Source organism: Amycolatopsis sp. lyj-346, assembly GCF_046548975.1.
Lineage (GTDB): Bacteria > Actinomycetota > Actinomycetes > Mycobacteriales > Pseudonocardiaceae > Amycolatopsis.
This window is the reverse complement of sequence record NZ_JAJPWT010000021.1, coordinates 35836-55396: the sequence shown is the minus strand read 5'-3', so window position 1 is coordinate 55396 and position 19561 is coordinate 35836. Positions and strand designations below refer to the sequence as shown.

General features: G+C 70.7%; 17 protein-coding genes. 5 read left to right on the top strand and 12 right to left on the bottom strand.

Translation table 11 applies throughout. The annotated features are described in order from the left end of the window. Positions 1–191 precede the first annotated feature (191 nt). A complete protein-coding gene (locus ACLJQE_RS40105) occupies positions 192–935 on the bottom strand; it encodes a CbtA family protein (RefSeq protein WP_410644872.1) in 744 nt (247 codons plus the stop codon). Positions 936–954: 19 nt separating this feature from the next. Then, positions 955–1164 (bottom strand): CbtB domain-containing protein, encoded by a 210-nt coding sequence (locus ACLJQE_RS40100; RefSeq protein WP_410644871.1) that lies wholly within the window; start codon positions 1162–1164, stop codon positions 955–957. Between the two features lie 192 nt (positions 1165–1356). On the opposite strand from ACLJQE_RS40100, the gene ACLJQE_RS40095 reads away from it, so the two are divergent. Beyond that, positions 1357–2274, top strand: a complete 918-nt coding sequence (locus ACLJQE_RS40095) for an ROK family protein (protein ID WP_410644994.1) — start codon at positions 1357–1359, stop codon at positions 2272–2274. Positions 2275–2292: 18 nt separating this feature from the next. Here ACLJQE_RS40095 and ACLJQE_RS40090 read toward each other — a convergent pair whose 3' ends face one another. Further along, positions 2293–3690 carry a Dyp-type peroxidase gene (locus ACLJQE_RS40090; RefSeq protein WP_410644870.1) on the bottom strand — a complete coding sequence of 466 codons (1398 nt, stop codon included), beginning with the start codon at positions 3688–3690 and terminating at the stop codon, positions 2293–2295. Between the two features lie 149 nt (positions 3691–3839). Next, a complete protein-coding gene (locus ACLJQE_RS40085) occupies positions 3840–4880 on the bottom strand; it encodes a helix-turn-helix domain-containing protein (RefSeq protein ID WP_410644869.1) in 1041 nt (346 codons plus the stop codon). 115 nt (positions 4881–4995) lie between these two features. Here ACLJQE_RS40085 and ACLJQE_RS40080 point away from each other — a divergent pair, with 115 nt between their 5' ends. After that, entirely contained in the window at positions 4996–5862 is an 867-nt protein-coding gene (locus ACLJQE_RS40080; RefSeq protein ID WP_410644868.1) for an NAD(P)-dependent oxidoreductase, read from the top strand. 15 nt (positions 5863–5877) lie between these two features. On the opposite strand, the gene ACLJQE_RS40075 is transcribed toward ACLJQE_RS40080, so the two are convergent. Then, positions 5878–6450, bottom strand: coding sequence for a TetR/AcrR family transcriptional regulator (locus ACLJQE_RS40075; protein WP_410644867.1), 573 nt, complete (start codon positions 6448–6450; stop codon positions 5878–5880). Positions 6451–6531: 81 nt separating this feature from the next. Between ACLJQE_RS40075 and ACLJQE_RS40070 the strand changes: the two genes are divergently transcribed. Next, positions 6532–7404 (top strand): SDR family oxidoreductase, encoded by an 873-nt coding sequence (locus tag ACLJQE_RS40070; protein ID WP_410644866.1) that lies wholly within the window; start codon positions 6532–6534, stop codon positions 7402–7404. A gap of 57 nt (positions 7405–7461) precedes the next feature. On the opposite strand, the gene ACLJQE_RS40065 is transcribed toward ACLJQE_RS40070, so the two are convergent. Together ACLJQE_RS40065 and gltB are read right to left on the bottom strand one after the other, a co-directional pair. Beyond that, entirely contained in the window at positions 7462–8913 is a 1452-nt protein-coding gene (locus tag ACLJQE_RS40065; protein ID WP_410644865.1) for a glutamate synthase subunit beta, read from the bottom strand. Beyond that, a complete protein-coding gene (gene gltB, locus ACLJQE_RS40060; RefSeq protein ID WP_410644864.1) occupies positions 8906–13477 on the bottom strand; it encodes a glutamate synthase large subunit in 4572 nt (1523 codons plus the stop codon). The genes ACLJQE_RS40065 and gltB overlap by 8 nt, the downstream gene beginning before the upstream one ends. Positions 13478–14032: 555 nt before the next feature. Between gltB and ACLJQE_RS40055 the strand changes: the two genes are divergently transcribed. Beyond that, positions 14033–14665, top strand: coding sequence for a YigZ family protein (locus ACLJQE_RS40055; RefSeq protein ID WP_410644863.1), 633 nt, complete (start codon positions 14033–14035; stop codon positions 14663–14665). 20 nt (positions 14666–14685) lie between these two features. Here ACLJQE_RS40055 and ACLJQE_RS40050 read toward each other — a convergent pair whose 3' ends face one another. From ACLJQE_RS40050 to ACLJQE_RS40040, 3 genes are all read right to left on the bottom strand, one after another. Next, the gene (locus ACLJQE_RS40050; RefSeq protein ID WP_410644862.1) at positions 14686–15261 is read right to left on the bottom strand and encodes a GNAT family N-acetyltransferase; all 576 of its coding nucleotides are present in this window, start codon (positions 15259–15261) and stop codon (positions 14686–14688) included. 40 nt (positions 15262–15301) lie between these two features. Continuing rightward, a complete protein-coding gene (locus ACLJQE_RS40045) occupies positions 15302–15559 on the bottom strand; it encodes a hypothetical protein (RefSeq protein ID WP_410644861.1) in 258 nt (85 codons plus the stop codon). A gap of 140 nt (positions 15560–15699) precedes the next feature. After that, positions 15700–16155 (bottom strand): Lrp/AsnC family transcriptional regulator, encoded by a 456-nt coding sequence (locus ACLJQE_RS40040; RefSeq protein WP_410644993.1) that lies wholly within the window; start codon positions 16153–16155, stop codon positions 15700–15702. A gap of 79 nt (positions 16156–16234) precedes the next feature. On the opposite strand from ACLJQE_RS40040, the gene ACLJQE_RS40035 reads away from it, so the two are divergent. Next, positions 16235–17269: a Glu/Leu/Phe/Val dehydrogenase dimerization domain-containing protein gene (locus ACLJQE_RS40035; RefSeq protein ID WP_410644860.1), complete on the top strand. Its 1035-nt coding sequence runs from the start codon at positions 16235–16237 to the stop codon at positions 17267–17269. Here the strand turns inward: ACLJQE_RS40035 and ACLJQE_RS40030 are convergent. Continuing rightward, a complete protein-coding gene (locus ACLJQE_RS40030) occupies positions 17238–18488 on the bottom strand; it encodes an ABC transporter substrate-binding protein (RefSeq protein WP_410644859.1) in 1251 nt (416 codons plus the stop codon). The two genes, ACLJQE_RS40035 and ACLJQE_RS40030, sit on opposite strands and share 32 nt — an antisense overlap. Next, on the bottom strand, positions 18485–19537 hold the full coding sequence (locus tag ACLJQE_RS40025) for a branched-chain amino acid ABC transporter permease (RefSeq protein ID WP_410644992.1): 1053 nt from the start codon (positions 19535–19537) through the stop codon (positions 18485–18487). Before ACLJQE_RS40025 ends, ACLJQE_RS40030 begins: the two co-directional genes overlap by 4 nt. Positions 19538–19561 lie beyond the last annotated feature (24 nt).

Below are 19561 nucleotides of genomic sequence, written 5' to 3'. Positions count from 1 at the left end.
GCCGGGCGCTTCGCCGGCCGGGTGTTGTCGGCCGGGTTCGCTGCCTTGACGGCGATGCGATGGCCGGTTCGCGGGTGTGGGTGCGCCGGTCCGGTGTTGGCCGGACCGGCGCGGCGGTGCCGAAGCCCACCCCAGCACCGCCGTGATGACCGGAGCCCCCAGCGCTCCGGTCATCAAGCGAACCCGGCCGCTCAGGCCGCTACTGCGGTCCGCCGGTTCAGTGACTTCTCCGCGAATGCTCCGAACGCCAGGCCCAGCGCCAGCCACAGCGTCACCTGGGTGCCGACCGAGGCCGTGCGGAAGCTCCACAGTGTCGAGGCCGGGAACGTCGGCGGGACCTCGTCGACCGCCGGCATCAGCCAGGCCACCACGCCGATCACCACCAGGTAGGCCGCCGCGGCGAGGAGGAAGCCGTTCCATGCTCCCACTCGGTCCGCGAGCTTGCGGCCGAACACCGTGGCGAAGATGCCGACGAGCAGCGAAACCGCGACGAAGCCGAAGTACAGCTCCGTGCGGGCACCGATCGTGCCCGGCTGGCCGACCGCCGGTGGGTTGGCCGGGTACTTCAGGAACGGGACCAGGAACACCACCGTGAACGCGCCCGCCGTGAGCAGCAGTGCCGTCACCCGGGGGCGCAACGAGCCGAGCCGTCCCTGGGCGAACGCGAACGCCAGTGAGAGCAGGCCGCCGATCGCGACGCCGTAGACCAGCACGCCGGTCAGGAGCCCCAGCGTGCTCTGGATGTCGCGGGGGACGAGCTCTTCTTCAGAAGGAGCAGCAGCGGACGCGTCGTGGGAGTGCGCGTGGCCGCCGGACTCCTCGAGCCCGATGGCGGCGTTCACCGACGGCTCGCCGAAGGCGTAGGCGAACCCGAACGCGAGCACGCCGGCGATCAGGCCCGCGAGCATGCCGCGGACCAGCAGGGTTTTCATCATGGGAGCGCAGGCCTGCCGATCAGTGGCAGGGGAAGGCCAGCAGGTGCCGGCCGTCGTGCACGAACTCGTGGACGTACATGTTCGCGAACAGCGCGGTGGCGCCCTGCTCGGCGCTCACGAAGTACAGCGCGATCATGGCGAGGAGCACCACGAACACCGCCCACGGCACGATCTCACGGATCGGGATACGGATCGGGAGCGGAACGGCGGGAGCTGCCGTCTGGGTCATGTGTGGCCTCCTCGGGCTTTCGCGGCCTCATCGGGGTCGATCACGACGGTCCGGGTCTGGCTTCCCCCTGGCGGGGGTCACAGTGGCGCGACCGCGCGGACTTGCACCGCGTTCCGGAATCCGTCGTCTGGCCGGTTGAGCGTAGGTCCGCCGTTCGGGGCGCGTCAATGTGACAATGCCGCGGTGACTCGAATGGTGGCCGCCCTCGACGTGGGCGGGACGACGATCAAGGCGGCTCTGCTCGACGAGCAGCTCCAGCCCAAGGCGGCACTGCGCGCGGAGACGGCGCGCAGCGCGGACGGGACGGCGCTGGCCGCGCAGACCGTGGACATCGTGGCCGCGCTGGCCGAGCAGGCGGGCACCGGGCAGCCCGCGGCGGTGGGTGTGGTGGTGCCGGGGATCGTCGACGAGGAGACCCGCATCTGCCACTTCTCGGCCAACCTCGACTGGCGCGAAGTCCACTTCGGCGAACTCCTGGAGGAGCGGCTCGGGCTGCCGGTGGCGTTCGGCCACGACGTCACCGCCGGTGGCATCGCCGAGTTCCGGGTGGGCGCCGGCCGGGGCGCCACGAACGCGGCGTTCATCCCCGTCGGCACCGGTATCGCCGCCGCGCTGCTGCTCGACGGCCGGATCCACCGCGCGCACGGGCAGGCGGGCGAGGTCGGGCACATCGACGTCGGCCACGCCGGCAAGTGCGGCTGCGGCGCGACGGGCTGCCTGGAGGCCATCTCGTCGGCGGCCGCGATCGCCCGCCGCTACACCGAACGCACCGGGCGCCCGGCCGACGGCGCACGCGAGGTCGTCGAGCTGGCCCGCCGCGGTGACGAGGTCGCGGTCGCCGTCGTCCAGGACGCGCTCGACGGGCTCGGCCACGGCATCCGGACGCTGCTGACGCTGCTCGGCCCGGAAGTGATCGTCTTGGGCGGCGGCCTGTTCACGGCGGCCGACTACGTGCTGGAGCCGGTGCGCGAGTGGCTGGCCGCGCACCTGACCTTCCAGCGGCTGCCGGAGCTGCGGATCGCCGAGCTGGGCGACGAAGCCGGGCGGCTGGGCGCCGGGCTGCTCGCGTTCGACCTGCTCGACGCCGCCGGAGGCCACCGCCATGGCTGAAGCGGTGGCCTCCGGCGGTCAGAGCGCGCGCAGGAAAGCCAGCGAGGGCATGAAGAAGTACTCGCCGCCCCGCAGGGTCACCGACTGCGGTACCGGACCGGCCGTCCGCTGCGCCGAGCCGCCCCAATCCACCGTGTAGTCCGACGACCCGCGCTCGCCCTGGCCGATCACCGGGTCCGGCCCCGGGGTGACGCCGTCGACGATCGGGAAGCGCGGGTTGTTCGCCCAGATCGCCTGCGTGAACTCGAACTGGTTGCCCAGGCCGGAGTTGAAGGTCATGAACAGCAGGCCGACCCCGCCGCTCGGCCGCGCCGCGGGCGGCACGTCGGCGTTCGGGTCGTCCGGGCGCTCCCCGTACGTGACGCCCCGGCGGGCCATCAGGTGCCGCCGCTCGTCGGCCGGGTCTTCGGCGCCGCCGGAGCCACGCGGGTTCGTCTTGCGGATGTGCGCCTGGAACGGGCACTTCAGCGCGGCGCGGTCACTGTCGTAGGTGAAGTTGTTCGACACCGGGCTTTCCGCGCCGTCTTCCCGCTGCGTGGTCAGCGGCGTGCCGTCCTCGAACCGGCCGATGATCATCGCCCCGGCCCGCTCGCGGTCTTCGCCGTCGAGGCCGAGCGTGTCGGCCAGATCCGCTTCGGCCTGCTTGAACCGCCGGACGTTCTGTTCCAGTTTGCGGAAAACGAAATAGCTGCCGAAATGCACGCCGGGATCCGGTGCCGCGGTGTCGGGAACCAGCACCTGCTCCAGCGGCGCCGCGGGGTTCCACACGTTGATCCCGTCGGTGTTGTTCTTCTCCGCGTCGACGTCTTCGGTGAGGAACAGCGGCTGGCTGCGGCCGTCGACGTACCCGAAGTGCTCGATTCCCTCGCCGCGCGCGTTGACCCGGCCGAGGCCGGTTTCCTCCGCGAGGACGGTGGCCGAATCCGGCAGCAGACCGAGGATTTCGTTGCGGCGAGCTGTCGTTGTTTTGTCGGTGGCGTCCCCGACGAGCACGACGGCGTGGATTTCGTCGCGGTAGCCCGGATCGAACGTCGAGCGCGGCGGGTCGTCGAGCTTCCGCCGCGTGTCCGGTGCCGTCATCCCGCGCAGGAACGCCTCGTCCTGCGGGAAGTTCTCGACGCCGAGGGCGCGGTAGCCGGCCGCGGTGAGCCCGACGCCGACGTACGGCGTGCTCGCGCCGGTCCCGGCCTTGAACGCGCTCACCTCGTCGAGGTGTGTCTTGGCGGACTTCATCTTCCCGGTGACCGTGACGAGGAAAGCACGCGCTTCCGCCGCGTCGCCGAAGGCGAGGAACAGGGCGGACAGGTGGTCGCGGACGTGGGCCTTGAGGATGTTCGGCTGCAGTTCGCCGAGCATCGTCGCGGCATCGCCGGTCGCCGTGGTCCAGGACAGCGTGGTGGACAGATCGACACTCAATTCGGGTCCCCTCCCGTGTGAAAAAAAGCCCGCCTCTCGGCGGGCACCCGGCCGGCCGAAATCCCCCCTCGGCCGACCGGGTCCCCTGAATACAGAGTGCAGTGGCCGAGGCGGGCGATGCCACCCGTTTGCCGGATTCACACGAAAGATTAAGTTGAGCGCGAAACAGTTTCCGGCCGGAAAGAATTCCCGGGCAACCAGGTGTCCACAGAGGACGGCCGGGGAAACGCCCGCCGGTAATCGCCTGGTGACACGCCGAACTGCTTGAGGAAGTGGTGACGCAGGTTGTTCGCGGTGCCGAGGCCGCTCAGTGCCGCGACCTTCTCCATCGGGAGCCCGGTCGACTCCAGGAGCGTCTGCGCCCGGGCCAGTCGCTGGTCGAGCAGCCACTGCAGCGGGGTCGTCCCGGTGGCGCGCCGCAGCTGCCGGTAGAAGGTGCGCGGGCTGACCGCGGCCCGGCGGGCCAGGTCCTCGATCGTGAGGGGGCGGTCGAGGTGGGCGCGGGCCCAGTCGAGCACCGGGGCGAGGCCCTGGTCGTCGGCGGCGGGGACGGAGAGGTCGACGAACTGCGCCTGGCCGCCGGGCCGGTGCGCGGGGACGACCAGCCGGCGGGCCAGCTGGTTGGCGACGTGCGCGCCGAGGTCGCGGCGGACGAGGTGCAGGCAGAGGTCGAGCCCGGCGGTCATCCCGGCGCTGGTCAGCACGTCGCCGTCGTCGACGTAGAGAACCGAGTCGTCGACCCGGACCGCCGGGTGGCGCTCGGCGAGCTGGGCGGCGTGCATCCAGTGCGCGGTGGCGGGACGGCCGTCGAGCAGCCCGGCCGCGGCGAGCGCGAAGGCACCGGTGCACAGCGACACCATCCTCGCGCCGTGGGCGTGGGCGTTGCGGAGGGCCGCGATCAGGTCCTCGGGCACCGGTACGCCGTCCTCGACACAGGCGTCGGGGACCGAAGGCACGATGACCGTGTCGGCGCCTTCGAGGCCTTCGAGCCCGTACGGCGTCCGCAGGGCCAGGCCGGGTGTTTCCGACGCCGGCGAGCCGACCCCGCAGATCCGCAGGTCGTACCACGGATCGGCCAGGTCGGGCTGCGGGACGCCGAACACGGTCGCCGCGATGCTCACTTCGTACAGATCCCAGGACCGCAGCCCGATCTCCTCGGGCACGACCAGGGCGACGGATCCGGCGCTCATGACCCGATCCTATGGCAGGAATTTGGTGGCGTGGGTCAGTGGTGCCACTGGTAGGACTCGGACCGCGCTGCGAATGTTGCGGCACACGATCACCAACCCGTTGAGGAGCAAGGAAATGAAGCAGCCTGTGACCGTTCTCGGCCTGGGCGCGATGGGCTCGGCATTGGCCGGTGCCCTGCTGGACCGCGGTCACCCGGTGACCGTCTGGAACCGCACGGCGGAGAAGGCGGTGCCGTTGACGCAGCGGGGAGCCCGGCTCGCGGCTTCGCCCGGGGAGGCGATCGCGGCGAGCCCGCTCGTCGTCGCGTGCGTGCTCGACTACGCCGTACTGCGCGCGGTGCTCGAGCCGGAATCGTTGCGCGGCAAGGACTTCGCCAACCTGACGTCCGGTTCGCCGGAGCAGGCGGCGGAGGCGGCCGGCTGGTTCGGCGCGCGGGAGGCCGGCTACCTCGACGGCGCGATCATGACCACCCCGGAAGGCGTGGGCTCGGCCGAGGTGATGTTCCTGTACAGCGGGCCGCGGCCGGTGTTCGACGCGCACGAGCAGGTGCTGGCGGCCCTCGGCGACCCGGTGTACCTCGGGGCGGACCCGGGCCGGGCGGCCCTGTACGACGCGGCCCTGCTGGGGCTGATGTGGTCGGCGATGGCGGGCTGGCTCCACGGCGCGACGCTGGTGGGCGCGGAGAAGACACCCGCGGCCGAGTTCACGCCGGTGGCCGTCCGCTGGCTGGGGACGGTGAACCGGTTCTTGACGCGGTATGCGGATCAGGTGGACGAGGGCCGCTATCCCGGTGCCGACGCCACCGTCGACGTGCAGGTCGCGGCCATCGGGCACCTCATCCACGCGGCCGAGGCCCGTGGCGTGGACAACGCGTTGCCGGAGCTGCTGAAGTCCATGATGGAACGGGTCAGCGCGGCCGGGCACGGGTCGGACAGCTTCGCGAGCTTGGCCGAGCTGTTCGCGGGCCGGGTGGCGCGGTAGCGCTGATCCGGTGAGTCAGCCGAGTGCGGCCGTCGCCGCCACCAGCTCGGCCAAGGCTTCGCGGACCAGCTCGGTGAACTCCCGCTCGTTGCCGGGTGCGACCCAGCGGGTGAAACCCGTCGTGAAAGCGAGGCCGCCGATTTCGGCGGCGAGGCCGGCCGTCGGGTCCGGGACTCCGCGGGCACGCAGGGCGCCGGCCATCGCGGCCGTCAACGTCGCGTGCTTGAGCAGTTCACGTTCGCGCAGGTCACGGTGGCCGGCGACCACCGACTGGACCTGTCGTGCCCGGTCGCGCCGCTGCGGTCCGAAGGCCGCCGCCGCGGCCGTCAGGCCCGCCGCCACCGCCTCCACCGGGCTGGCCGGCGACGGCGCTTCGGCGATCGCCTCGGCGAAGATCCGGCTCAACACCTCTTGGCCCGCGAAGAGCACTTCGCGCTTGTCCGTGAAGTGACGGAAGAAGGTCCGCTTCGTCAGCCCGGCCCGCTCCGCGATCTCGGCGACCGTGACGCTGTCGTACCCCCGCTCGGCGAACAGGTCGAGCGCGGCGTCGAGCAGTCGCTCGCGCGTGTTCGGCTCCCAGCGGCTCATGTCCTCAGCCTAGGCGATGACACCTGGTGTCATCGCGGTGCTATGGTGATGGCACCAAGTGTCATCACCAGGGAGAAGCTCATGCGTGTGTTCGTCACCGGCGCGTCCGGCTGGATCGGCCGGGCCCTCGTGCCCGAACTCCTCGAGGCCGGGCACGAGGTCACCGGGCTGGCGAGATCGGACGAGGCGGCTGCCGTCGTCGCCGCCACGGGCGCCGGCGTCCTCCGCGGCGACCTCACCGATCTCGACGTCCTCCGAACCGGCGCGGACGGCGCCGACGGTGTCGTCCACCTCGCCTTCGGGCACGACTTCAGCCGGGTGGACGCCGCGATCCGGACCGACGCGGCCGCCGTCGCCGCCATGACCGCCGTGCTGGGAGGCAAGGCCTTCGTCGCCGCTTCGGGGACGCCGATGGTGCCCGGCCGCCCGGCGACCGAGGCGGACGACGCCGTCTTCGCGGGCCCGGTGGCCGGCCGGGCGGACATCGCCCGGGCCGTGCTCGAGACGGCGGAACGCGGCGTCCGCGCGTCCCTCGTCCGGCTGCCGCGTTCGGTGCACGGCGAAGGTGACGCCCACGGGCTCATCGCCCGCCTGGTCGCCCTCGGGCGCGAGCAGGGCATCGCGGCTCACGTCGGCGACGGGACGCAGCGCTGGCCCGCGGTGCACGTCCTGGACGCGGCCCACCTGTTCCGCCTGGCGCTGGAACGGGCCCCGGCGGGCGCGGTGCTGCACGCGGTCGGCGACGAAGGCGTACCGATCCGCGACGTCGCCGAGGTGGTCGGGCGCCGCCTCGGCCTGCCGGTCACGTCCGTGGCCGCCGGGCAGCTCGGCTTCCTCGGCGGGATCCTGGCCCTCGACCAGCCGGCGTCGGCCACCACGACCCGGGAGCTGCTGGGCTGGCGGCCCACGCAGCCGGGACTGCTGGACGACCTCGAAAAGGGTTACTACGACTGAGAAGCAGGACAGCGCCGGCGGCGGTGGCGACGATGACACCTCCGCCGGCGCCGGGTCTTACGCGATCGGCCGGTCCGTCGGCGCGATCGGGCGGGGCAGGACGTCACGGCCGGTCAGGTAGGCGTCGACGCCGGCCGCGGCGCTGCGGCCCTCCGCGATCGCCCACACGATCAGGGACTGGCCGCGGCCCATGTCGCCGGCCACGAACACGTTGTCCAGGCTCGTCTTGAACGCCTGGTCGCGGGCCACGTTGCCGCGCGCGTCCAGCTCGACGCCGAGGTCTTCGAGCAGCCCCTGCTTCTGCGGTCCGAGGAAGCCCATCGCCAGCAGGACCAGCTGCGCGGGCAGCTCGCGTTCGGTGCCCGGCACCGGGACGAACTTGCCGCCCTCGTTGCGCACCTCGACCAGCTTCAAGGCGCGCACGCGGCCATCCGCGTCACCCAGGAACTCCTGCGTGTTCACCGCGTAGAGCCGCTCGCCGCCCTCTTCGTGCGCCGAAGACACCCGGTAGATCATCGGGTAGGTCGGCCACGGGTGGGCGTCCGAACGCGCCTGGGGCGGCTTGGGCATGATCTCCAGCTGCGTCACCGACCGCGCGCCCTGGCGGTGCGACGTGCCGACGCAGTCCGCGCCGGTGTCGCCGCCGCCGATGACCACGACGTCCAGCCCCGCGGCGTCGAACGGCGACTTCTCGAGCTCGCCCGAAGCGACCCGGTTGGCCGGGGGCAGGAACTCCATCGCCTGGAGGATCCCGTCCAGCTCCCGGCCGGGGATCGGCAGATCGCGCCAGTCGGTCGCGCCGCCCGCGAGGACCACGGCGTCATAGGACGCCTGGAGCTCGGCGGCCGAGACGTCCACGCCGACGTTCACCGACGTCCGGAACTCCGTGCCCTCGGCACGCATCTGGTCGAGCCGCCGGTCGAGGCGGGACTTCTCCATCTTGAACTCGGGGATGCCGTAGCGCAGCAGCCCGCCGATCTTGTCGGCCCGCTCGAGGACCACGACGCTGTGGCCCGCGCGCGTGAGCTGCTGCGCCGCGGCGAGCCCCGACGGACCGGAGCCCACGACCGCGACCTTCTTGCCGGTGAGCGCGACGGGCCGCTGTGGCGTCACCCAGCCCTCGTCGAAGGCGCGGTCGATGATCGAGATCTCGACCCGCTTGATGGTCACCGGGTCGTCGTTGATCCCGAGCACGCACGCCGTCTCGCACGGCGCCGGGCACAGGGTGCCGGTGAACTCCGGGAAGTTGTTGGTCGCGTGCAGCCGTTCGATCGCCTGCTGCCAGTCCTCCCGCCAGGTCAGCGTGTTCCACTCCGGGATCAGGTTCCCGAGCGGGCAGCCCTGGTGGCAGAACGGGATGCCGCAGTCCATGCAGCGGCCGGCCTGCTTCTGCAGCTTCGTCGTGGCGAAGTCTTCGTAGACCTCTCGCCAGTCCATCAGCCGCAGGTCGACCGGACGCCGCTTCGGCTCTTCGCGGGTGGTGGTCAGAAAGCCCTTGGGGTCAGCCATGTGCGGCCTCCATGATCGCCTCGTTCACATCGCGCCCGTCGCGCTCGGCCTGCACCTGGGCGGCGAGCACGCGCTTGTAGTCCTTCGGCATGACCTTCCCGAAGCGGTCGATGCCCGCGTCCCAGTCGGCCAGCAGTTCCCGCGCGACCGCGGATTCCGTTTCGTTGTAGTGCTTCTCCAGCGTTTCCCGCAGGAAGTCCGCGTCCTCGGAGTCGAGCGGGTCGAGGTCGACCATCTCCGGGTTGACGCGGTGCGCGGGCAGGTCCAGCACGTAGGCGATGCCGCCGGACATGCCGGCCGCGAAGTTGCGCCCGATCGGGCCGAGCACGACCATCCGGCCGCCGGTCATGTACTCGCCGCCGTGGTCGCCGACGCCTTCGACGACGGCCAGCGCACCCGAGTTGCGCACGCAGAACCGCTCGCCGACCTTGCCGCGGATGAAGATCTCGCCGCTCGTCGCGCCGTAGGCGATGACGTTGCCGGCGATGATCTGCTCCTCGGCCACGTACTGCGCGTCGCGCGGCGGCCGCACGATCAGCCGTCCGCCGGACAGGCCCTTGCCGACGTAGTCGTTGCCGTCGCCGTACAGCCGCAGCGTGATGCCCTTGGGCACGAACGCGCCGAACGACTGGCCCGCGGTGCCGGTGAAGGTGACGTCGATGGTGTCGTCCGGCAGGCCTTCGCCGCCCCACCGCTTGGTCAGCTCCGACCCGAGCATGGTGCCGACCGTCCGGTTCACGTTGCGCACCGGCAGTTCCAGCCGCACCTTGTCGCCGGAGTTCAACGCACCCTCGGCGAGCTGGATCAGCGTGTTGTCGAGCGCCTTCTCCAGCCCGTGGTCCTGCTTCGTCTGCTGCAGCCGCAGCCCGGCCGGGGCCGTGTCGGGCACGTGGAAGATCGGCGACAGGTCGAGCCCGGACGCCTTCCAGTGTTCGACCGCCTTGCGCTTGTCGAGGAACTCCGCGTGCCCGACGGCCTCGGCGATCGACCGGAAGCCCAGCGCCGCCAGGTACTCCCGCACCTCCTGGGCGATGAACTCGAAGAAGTTGACGACGTACTCGGCCTTGCCGCTGAACTTCTCGCGCAGCTTCGGGTTCTGCGTCGCGACGCCGACCGGGCAGGTGTCGAGGTGGCAGACGCGCATCATGATGCAGCCCGACACGACCAGCGGCGCGGTCGCGAAGCCGAACTCCTCGGCGCCCAGCAGGGCCGCGATGATGACGTCGCGGCCGGTCTTGAGCTGCCCGTCGGTCTGCACGACGATCCGGTCGCGCAGCCGGTTGGCCAGCAGCGTCTGCTGCGTCTCGGCCAGGCCGAGCTCCCACGGACCACCCGCGTGCTTGATGGACGACAGCGGCGACGCACCCGTCCCGCCGTCGTGACCGGAGATGAGCACGACGTCCGCGTGTGCCTTGGAGACGCCCGCGGCGACCGTCCCGACGCCTACCTCGGACACGAGCTTCACGTGGATGCGCGCGTCCGGGTTGGCGTTCTTGAGGTCGTGGATCAGCTGCGCCAGGTCCTCGATCGAATAGATGTCGTGGTGCGGCGGCGGGGAAATCAGGCCGACACCCGGCGTCGAGAACCGCGTCTTCGCGATCCACGGGTACACCTTCGCGCCGGGCAGCTGCCCGCCTTCGCCGGGCTTCGCGCCCTGCGCCATCTTGATCTGGATGTCGTCGGCGTTGACGAGGTATTCGCTCGTGACGCCGAACCGGCCCGAGGCGACCTGCTTCACGGCGCTACGGCGTTCCGGGTCGTACAGCCGCTCGGCGTCTTCGCCGCCCTCGCCGGTGTTGGACTTGCCGCCGAGGCGGTTCATCGCGATGGCGAGGGTCTGGTGCATCTCCATGGAGATCGAGCCGTAGGAGATCGCGCCGGTGGCGAACCGCTTGACGATCGACGAGACCGGCTCGACCTCCTCGATCGGCACCGGCGGCCGCTGGCCGTACTTGAAGTCGAACAGCCCGCGCAGCGTCAGCAGCTTCTCGGCCTGGTCGTCGACGGCCTTCGTGTACTCCTTGAAGATCTCGTACTTCCCGGACCGCGTGGAGTGCTGCAGCTTGAACACCGTCTGCGGGTTGAACAGGTGCGGCTCGCCTTCGCGGCGCCACTGGTAGTCGGCGCCGGTCTCGAGCTCGCGGTGGGCGGCCCGGACGCCGTCGGCCGGGAACGCGTACTTGTGCCGCTTCGCGACCTCGTCGGCGAGCGTCTCGAAGCCGACGCCGCCGAGGCGGGACGTCGTCCCGGTGAAGCAGTTCTCGATGACCTCTTCGCCGAGCCCGATCGCTTCGAAGATCTGCGCGCCGGTGTAGGACGCCACGGTCGAAACGCCCATCTTGGACATCGTCTTGCGGACGCCCTTGCCGAGCGCCTTGATCAGGTTCTGCGTCGCCTGCTTCGGCGTCACGCCCGGGATCAGGCCCTGGTGGGCCATTTCCTCGACGGTCGCCATCGCCAGGTACGGGTTCACCGCGGCGACGCCGTAGCCGATGAGCAGCGCGATGTGGTGCACCTCGCGTGCGTCGCCTGCCTCGACGATGAGGCCGACCTGCGTGCGCGTCTTCTCCCGGACGAGGTGGTGGTGCACCGCGCCGGTCAGCAGCAGCGACGGGATCGGCGCGTGGTTTTCGTCGACGCCGCGGTCGGACAGCACGATCAGCCGGGCGCCGTCTTCGATCGCCTCCGAAACCTCGGCGCGGATCTCGTCCAGCCGCTTGACCAGCGCTTCGCCGCCGCCGTGGACGTTGTAGCGGCCGAGCACGGTGACCGCCTGGAACTCCGGCAGGTCGCCGTCGTCGTTGACGTGCACCAGCTTGGCGAGCTGGTCGTTGTCGAGCACCGGGAACGGCAGCGCGATCCGGCGGCACGACGACGCGTCGCCGATCAGCAGGTTCGGCTCGGAGCCGATCTGCGTGCCGAGCGCGGTGACGAGCTCCTCGCGGATGGCGTCCAGCGGCGGGTTCGTGACCTGCGCGAACAGCTGGATGAAGTAGTCGAAGATCAGCCGTGGCCGGCTGGACAGCGTCGCGAGCGGCGAGTCGTTGCCCATCGAGCCGATCGGCTCCGCGCCGGTGCGGGCCATCGGCTCGAGGATGGCTTCGAGCTCTTCCTCGGTGTAGCCGAACGCCTGCTGGCGGCGCACGAGCGCGGCGTGCAGCGGGACCTCGCGGTCGCGCTCGGGCAGGTCTTCCAGGTGCACCAGCCCGGCGTCGACCCATTCGTCGTACGGGTGCGCGGTGGCCAGTTCGGTCTTGACCTCTTCGTCCTCGACGATCCGGCCTTCGACGGTGTCCACGAGGAACATCCGGCCGGGTTCGAGGCGTCCCTTCCGGACGATCGTCGCCGGGTCGATGTCGAGCACGCCGACCTCGGAGGCGAGCACGACCAGGCCGTCGTCGGTCACCCAGTACCGGCCGGGGCGCAGGCCGTTGCGGTCGAGCACCGCCCCGATCTGGCTGCCGTCGGTGAAGGCGACGAGCGCCGGGCCGTCCCACGGTTCCATCAGCGTCGAGTGGAATTCGTAGAACGCGCGCCGCGCGGGGTCCATTTCCTGGTGGTTCTCCCAGGCTTCGGGGATCATCATCAGGACGGCGTGGGGCAGCGAGCGGCCGCCGAGGTGCAGCAGCTCCAGGACCTCGTCGAAGCTCGCCGAGTCGCTGGCGCCGCGGGTGATCACCGGGTAGAGGCGCTTGAGGTCGCCGGGGATCAGGTCGGTCTCCAGCAGCGCCTCGCGGGCGTCCATCCAGTTGCGGTTGCCGCGCAGGGTGTTGATCTCGCCGTTGTGGGCCACGTACCGGTACGGGTGGGCAAGCGGCCACGACGGGAAGGTGTTGGTGGAGAACCGGGAGTGCACCAGGCCGATGGCGCTGGTGACGCGCTCGTCGGTCAGGTCGGCGAAGAACCGCTCGACCTGGGGCTCGGTGAGCATTCCTTTGTAGACGATCGTGCGCGAGGACAGCGACGGGAAGTAGACGTCGTCCTCGACGAGTTCGTGCTCGGCACGCTTGCGGACGCAGAACGCGCTGCGCTCGATGTGCAGCGGGTCCGAATGTTCCGGTTTGGGGCGGCGCGCGGTGAGGAACAGCTGCGTGAAGTGCGGCATGGTCTCGGCCGCGGTCGGCCCGCAGTGCTCGGTGTGCACCGGCAGCTCGCGCCAGCCGAGGACGCGCATGTCCTCCTCGGCGGCGATGCGCTCGATGGTCGTCATGGCCCGGCCGCGGCGCTTTTCGTCCTGCGGCAGGAAAGCCGTGCCGACGGCGTAGGCACCCGGCTCGGGGAGCTCGAAGTCCACGACCGCGCGGTAGAACTCGTCGGGGATCTGGATCAGCAGGCCGGCGCCGTCGCCGGTGTCCGGTTCGGCACCACGAGCCCCGCGATGTTCCAGATTGCGCAACGCGACCAGGGCCTTGGCGACGATCGCATGATCTCGGCGCCCGGTCAGGTCGGCGACGAAGGCGACACCGCAGGCGTCGTGTTCGTAGTCGCTCCGGTAGAGGCCCTCGGCCTCGGCGTTGCTGAGCTGCTCCCCGGACGGGGGCAGGGAACTGGCACGGTGGGTCACGGCTGGCCGCCTCCCAAGGCGTTGGCGCGACCGGTACTCACTCCATCGAGTGGTTCGAGCTGAACCGGTTAACGAAGTGGTCCGGGACCGCGATAGTCAGTCGAGAACAGTTGCTGTTGTCGGCGCTGTTGGTGTCGGCGTTGTTGGTGGTGCTGTGCAAGATGCCGCGAAGGATCGCCGGGCTGCGAGCCCGGAAAAGCGGTCATCTGGGAGGCCGCACAACGCTGGGCAGCCGAACATGTCGCGTGCTGCGAGCGCGCAGAGGTCGGCCACTGTGGTGGGGGCCGTCCGGAGCGCGCGGTGTTACTCCCGGGTTCGCCGGGTCTTATGACGATAGTGTGAATTCGCTGTTATCGACATACGTCGTTGCGCCCGGGTGGGAAATGCCACGCTTGCGTTGACGTGCCCCGGGGTAGTCCCATATACCGGGCTGGGCCTCCCGCTGCGCGGGTCACAATGCTTCTGACCTGCGGAAACGTCCGTCCGAAGTGGTCTGGGGCACCTGGCGGGCCCCAGCACCGGGGTGGGAAGGTGAGTGCATGGCGGACTGGCTCGATGACTGATCGTTATCTCTCCGTGGCTCGTGCCGGGGTCCACGAGCTCGAGATCAAGCGCTCCCGGTTCCTCTGCGCGGTCGCTCCGGTGACGTCGGAAGAGGCTGCGCGCGAGTACATCGCGGTCCGCCGCCGCGCGGATCCGGGTGCGCGGCACCACTGTCACGCTTTCGTCCTCGGCCCGGACGGCCGGACGCAGCGGTCCAGTGACGACGGTGAGCCGGCGGGCACCGCGGGCACGCCGATGCTGGAAGTGCTGCGCCGCCGGGAGCTGACCGACACGGTCGCGGTGGTGACGCGGTACTTCGGCGGCGTGCTCCTCGGCGCGGGCGGTTTGATCCGTGCGTACGGTCAGTCCGTTTCGGACGCAGTGGAAGTTGTTGGTGTACTAGAACACCGGCGTCTCAGCCTGGTCGAGGTCGCGGTGAGCTACGACCGCGCGGGCCGGCTGGAGAACGACCTGCGCGCGTCGCCGTACCTGCTCCACGCGACCCGTTTCGACGAGCGCGCCCGCTTCGAGATCGGCCTGGCTCCGGGTGAGGGCGAGGCGTTCGCGGGCTGGCTGGCGGACCTGACGAACGGCGAAGCGACGACGACCGGGCTCGGCGACCACTGGGTGGTCCACCGTCCCTGACTGGTCCGGTCGCGGATCGGTTACTCGCGAGCGCCGCTCGCGAGCCACTCTTCGCGGGTGATCGCGTACTCGACGTCGCCGAGTTCGCTGCCCGGCGCCCGTTCGTGCTCCGGGACTTCCTCGAAGTACGTGCGGACCAGCTTCATCCCCAGTTTTTCCATCACCCGGCGCGAGGCCTTGTTCACCACCATGGTGGACGCGGTCACGCGCCGGACCCCCAGTTCGGTGAAGCCCTTGGCGAGCAGGGCCGCCGAGCCTTCGGTGCCGTAGCCCTTGCCCCACGCCGTCCGGTGCAGCCGGTAGCCGAGCTCGGGCTCGTCCGGCGGGTCGTCCGGCCGGGGGCGGAAATGAAACCACCCCAGGAAGGCGCCGGTGCGCTTTTCGATCGCCGCCCAGAACCCGTAACCGGGGAAACGCTCGTAGTAACCGAGGAACGCGGGGAGATCCAGTGTGACGATCTCGGCGCGGTCCGCCGGTTGTCCCCCATTCAGGTACTTCATGACAGCCGGGTCGTCGTAGAGCTCGAAGAGCGCATCGGCGTCGTTCTCGGTGAACCGGCGGAGGAACAGCCGCTCGGTTTCGAGGAATATGTGCATCGGGTGATGCTGTCAGTGACCCCAGAGTGTGGCAACGTGTTTACGCGGCGGCGGCGAAGACCTCGCCCAGCGCCCGCGAGCCGGCGTCGGTGAGCAGCGCGGGCACGAGCTCGCCGCACTTGCCCGGGCGTGCGGGTGCGATCAGGCCGAGCCGCGCGAGCCGGTGCACGGTGGTCTGGTCGCAGCAGCTCAGGCCGTCGATGAAGAGGTCGGGCTCGCAGCTGCAGCTGATCTCGGCGTGGCCCCCGGCCACGGCTCTCAATGTGGCCCGCTCACGATGGTTCAATGCGGTGATCATGGCGGCGCCTCCTTCCCGTCGTGCTCATTAGACGCCCCGCCACCGACAGTTTCCGCCTCCGAGCGTGCGAACCCGGGTATTTCAGGGGTCGACGTAAGGGTCGGCGTGTCGAGCCGTCCGGGGGTGAACCCCGGTTACCCCTACGGGAGCGGTTCAAGCATCGTCTTGCGCAGGTGCCGGAAAACGATCGAGGTGCGGAACCCGACGATCTCCCGGCGCAACGCGAGCCGGTCGGTCAGGAATGCGTGCAACGCGTCGATGTCCGGGGTGGTCACCTCGATCAGGAAATCGTCGCTGCCCGCCGTGACGTAGACCGAAAGCACTTCCGGGAGTTCGGCGATCGACCGCTGGAAGGAATCGATCACGGCCCGGCTCAGCGGCCGCACCTGCGCCGTGACGAGCGCCCGGACGCCGCGGTTGAGGCTCGGCAGGTCGATGTCGGCGTGGTAGCCGCGGATGACGCCCCGTTCGCGCAGCAGCCGGATGCGTTCGAGACACGTCGACGGCGCGATGCCGACCTTCCGGGCGATGTCCCGGTTGGTCTGGCGCGCGTCCTCCTGCAAGTGCCGCACGATCGCCGAATCAAGTTCGTCCAGCACCGGGCCTCCCCGTCTTCGCCGAATTTCGTTCGACAACGCTGCCGCGTCGCCGACGTTCACTCTAACTTCGGCGTCTATGACCGCACATGAGCAGCTCGTAGCCCGCCGGGGCCGTCGATCCGGCATCACCACGATGGTCGCGATCCACTCGACCACGCTCGGCCCCGCCGTCGGCGGCTGCCGCTTCAAGTCCTACGCCACCCTCGAAGAAGCCGTCGGCGACGTCCTCCGCCTGTCGGCCGCCATGACGGCGAAGTGCGCCGTCGCCGGGCTCGCGTTCGGCGGCGGCAAGAGCGTCATCGCACCCGAGCCGGGCCGGGTGCTCTCGCCCGGAGAGCGCCGGGCCGTCCTGCTCGACCACGCCGAGCTGATCGCCGAGTTCGGCGGCCGCTACCAGGCGGGCCCGGACGTCGGCACCGGACCGGCCGACATGCTGGTGCTCCGCGAAGTGTCGCCGTACGCCTTCTGCACCCCCGAGTCCGCGGGCGGAACCGGTTCCTCCAGCGGCCCGACCGCCGCCGGAGTGCTTGCCGCGCTCCGCGCCGCGGCCGGCACGCCGGACATGACGGGCCGCCGGGTGGTGATCAGCGGCTACGGCTCGGTCGGGGCCCACCTGGCCGCCAGTCTCCAGGCCGCGGGCGCCGACGTCGTCGTCTCCGACATCGACCCCGGCAAGCGGGCCGGCGCCGAGCAACGGGGCTTGACCTGGGTCGAGCCGGAGAAGGCGCTCACCCTCACCGCCGACGTCGTCATCCCGGCGGCGGTCGGCGGGGTGCTCGGCCCCGGGACCGTGGCCCGTCTCGACACCCCGCTCGTCGTCGGGCCGGCCAACAACCAGCTCACCGACGACGCCGTCGCCGACGACCTCGCCGCCCGCGGCGTGCGGTGGATCCCGGACTACGTGGCCAGTGCCGGCGGCATCCTCTACACCCTTTCGCGGGAAGCCGAAGGCCTCGGCCACGAGGCCGCGCTCGCCCGCGTCGAGACGATCGAGGACACCGTGCGCACCATCCTCGCCGCGGCCGAGGCCAACGCGACCACCCCGCTCCACGAGGCGGCCGCGCTGGCCGGGCGCCGGCTCACTTCTGGTGCGGAGCCACGTACTCCTTAGCTTCGGGTGCTTCGAACAGCGGCTTGACGTACTTGACGCCGCCCTCGGCGGAGGCGTCCGGGGTGGCCGCGTACACCTGGCGCGTCGCCGGCGTCCCCGGCTTGGAGAAGTCGAGCGCCGCGACCAGGTTGTCCGTGTTCGCCGACGTCGTCTGCTTCAGCGCCGCCGCGATGCCGTCACGGGTGAGGTCCTTGTTGTCGCACGCCTTCTTCAGCACCGCGCCCCACACTTCGCCGACCGCGTAGCCGTACGGGACGCCGCCGTTGGGCGTTTCCTTGTAGGTGGCCTTGTACTTCGCCGCGACGTCCTTCGCCTTCGGGATGTCCGCGGAGAACGGCACGCTGCTGGCGACGATCGTCAGCTTGTCGAGCGCTCCGGCGGCCGGGCTCTTCAGCAGTGCCGGGTCGAACGTCGGGTTGTTGCCCAGCACCGGCACGTTCAGCCCGAGCGCCTTGTTGGCCCCGACCGTCGAGCCGGTCTGCGTCGGCGTGGTCGTCAGCACGATCGCCTTGATGCCCGCGCCCTTCAATCCGGTGACCACGTTGGTCAGGTCGCTGTCGGTCGAGGTGATCTTCACTTCCTTGAGCGTCAGGTTGTGCTTCTTGGCGTAGAACTGCGAGCCGCGCAGGCCGTTCTTGCCGTACTCGCCGTCGATGTAGATGTGCCCGATCGTGTCGCCGTCCTTGAGCTGCCCCTGCTCCTGCAGGTACGACAGCCCGTCGATGATCTCCAGGTCGTAGGTCGTCCCGACGATCATCACGTACGGGTTGTCCAGCAGCTCCGACGACCACGACGCGGGCGCGGCGACGGTCTTGTCCGAAGCCAGGTTCTGCTTCAGCGCGGCCACCACCGGCGAGCCCAGCAGCTGCACGAACCCGAGCACCTTCGGTTCGAGCTGCGGGTACAGCGTCTTCGCCGTGTCGGCCTTGTAGCCGTGGTCGACCTGCTCGAGCTTCACCTGCCGCCCGCAGACCCCGCCGGCGGCGTTGAAGTCCTTGGCCCACAGCTCGTTGCCCTGCGTGACACCGAGGCCGAGGTTCTTGAACACGCCGGACTTGTCGGTCATCACGCCGAGCGTCACCTCGGTCGCCGTCACCCCCTTGCCGGTCTTGACGCCGGAGCTGTCCGGGCCCGACGAGCCCGAGTCGTTCGCTTTCGTGCTGCACGCCGAGAGCGCGAGGACGGCCACCAGCGCCGCCGCCAGGTGTGTGCGTTTCATGATTCCTCCGGGAGTTGACGGCGAGAACGGGTGATCCGGCGGCCGATCGCGGCGAGCCCGCCCGGCTCGAACAGCACGACGAGGATGATCGCGGCGCCGTAGACGAACGAGCTGACCAGGATTGGGGTCAGCGCGCCGTCGCCGGTGCCGGAGAACCAGCCGAGGTCGGCCGAGTACAGGGCGAGGACCTGCGGCAGGCCGTTGACGATCAGCGCGCCGACCAGCGCGCCGGGCACCGAGCCGAGGCCGCCGATGATGACCATCGCCAGGTAGGCGATCGACACGTTGATGCCGTAGGTGCCGAACTCGCTCTCGTCCGGCTTGAGGATGTCGAACCACAGCACGGTCATCGCGCCGGCGAGGCCGCCGTAGGCCGACGAGACGGCGAACGCGCCCGCCTTCGCCCGCAGCACGCTGACGCCCATCACCGCGGCCGCGGCCTCGTTGTCGCGCACCGCCCGCCACGAGCGTCCGACCCGGCCGCGGACCGCGCCGCGGGCGATGACGAACGCGAGCACGGTGAGCAGCAGGAACAGGTACCACATGCGCTCGGCCTGCCGGATCGGCACGCCGAGCACGGTGAGCTCCGGGCCGTCGCCGGCGAACGGGAAGCCGAACAGCGAGAACGGCGCCGGTGTGCGCCCGGTCGACGTCCCGCCGGTGAGCTCCTCCGCGGACTGTCCGAAGTAGAGGCCCAGGAACACCAGTGCGAGCGAGGCGACGCCGAGGTAGATCCCGCGCAGCCGCCCGGCGACCGGGGCGAAGGCCAGCCCGAGCAGGGCCGTGGTGACCACCGCGCCCAGCAGCGAGAGGCCGGGGTCGAGGCCGAAGCCGATGACGCGGCCGTCTCCGGTGGGTCCGGAAAGGACGGTGTAGGCGGTGCCGCCGGCGAGCAGGAAGAACGCGTGGGCCAGTGACAGCTGCCCGGCCTGCCCGACCACCAGCGTCAGCCCGATCGCGCCGACCGCGCCGATCATCATGTACTGCCCGGCCTTGAGCCAGGCCGCGTCGAGGTACAGCGGCAGGGCGAGCAGGACGATCAGCAGCATCAGCCACGCGGCCTTGCGGACGAG

What these genes read in the sequence shown, in the direction of transcription:
- ACLJQE_RS40105 (WP_410644872.1), bottom strand. Translation starts at nt 935, where the DNA reads ATGATGAAAACCCTGCTGGTCCGCGGCATGCTCGCGGGCCTGATCGCC.
- ACLJQE_RS40100 (WP_410644871.1), bottom strand. Translation starts at nt 1,164, where the DNA reads ATGACCCAGACGGCAGCTCCCGCCGTTCCGCTCCCGATCCGTATCCCG.
- ACLJQE_RS40095 (WP_410644994.1), top strand. Translation starts at nt 1,357, where the DNA reads ATGGTGGCCGCCCTCGACGTGGGCGGGACGACGATCAAGGCGGCTCTG.
- ACLJQE_RS40085 (WP_410644869.1), bottom strand. Translation starts at nt 4,880, where the DNA reads ATGAGCGCCGGATCCGTCGCCCTGGTCGTGCCCGAGGAGATCGGGCTG.
- ACLJQE_RS40080 (WP_410644868.1), top strand. Translation starts at nt 4,996, where the DNA reads ATGAAGCAGCCTGTGACCGTTCTCGGCCTGGGCGCGATGGGCTCGGCA.
- ACLJQE_RS40075 (WP_410644867.1), bottom strand. Translation starts at nt 6,450, where the DNA reads ATGAGCCGCTGGGAGCCGAACACGCGCGAGCGACTGCTCGACGCCGCG.
- ACLJQE_RS40070 (WP_410644866.1), top strand. Translation starts at nt 6,532, where the DNA reads ATGCGTGTGTTCGTCACCGGCGCGTCCGGCTGGATCGGCCGGGCCCTC.
- ACLJQE_RS40065 (WP_410644865.1), bottom strand. Translation starts at nt 8,913, where the DNA reads ATGGCTGACCCCAAGGGCTTTCTGACCACCACCCGCGAAGAGCCGAAG.
- ACLJQE_RS40055 (WP_410644863.1), top strand. Translation starts at nt 14,033, where the DNA reads ATGACTGATCGTTATCTCTCCGTGGCTCGTGCCGGGGTCCACGAGCTC.
- ACLJQE_RS40050 (WP_410644862.1), bottom strand. Translation starts at nt 15,261, where the DNA reads ATGCACATATTCCTCGAAACCGAGCGGCTGTTCCTCCGCCGGTTCACC.
- ACLJQE_RS40045 (WP_410644861.1), bottom strand. Translation starts at nt 15,559, where the DNA reads ATGATCACCGCATTGAACCATCGTGAGCGGGCCACATTGAGAGCCGTG.
- ACLJQE_RS40035 (WP_410644860.1), top strand. Translation starts at nt 16,235, where the DNA reads ATGACCGCACATGAGCAGCTCGTAGCCCGCCGGGGCCGTCGATCCGGC.
- ACLJQE_RS40030 (WP_410644859.1), bottom strand. Translation starts at nt 18,488, where the DNA reads ATGAAACGCACACACCTGGCGGCGGCGCTGGTGGCCGTCCTCGCGCTC.
- ACLJQE_RS40025 (WP_410644992.1), bottom strand. Translation starts at nt 19,537, where the DNA reads ATGCTGCTGATCGTCCTGCTCGCCCTGCCGCTGTACCTCGACGCGGCC.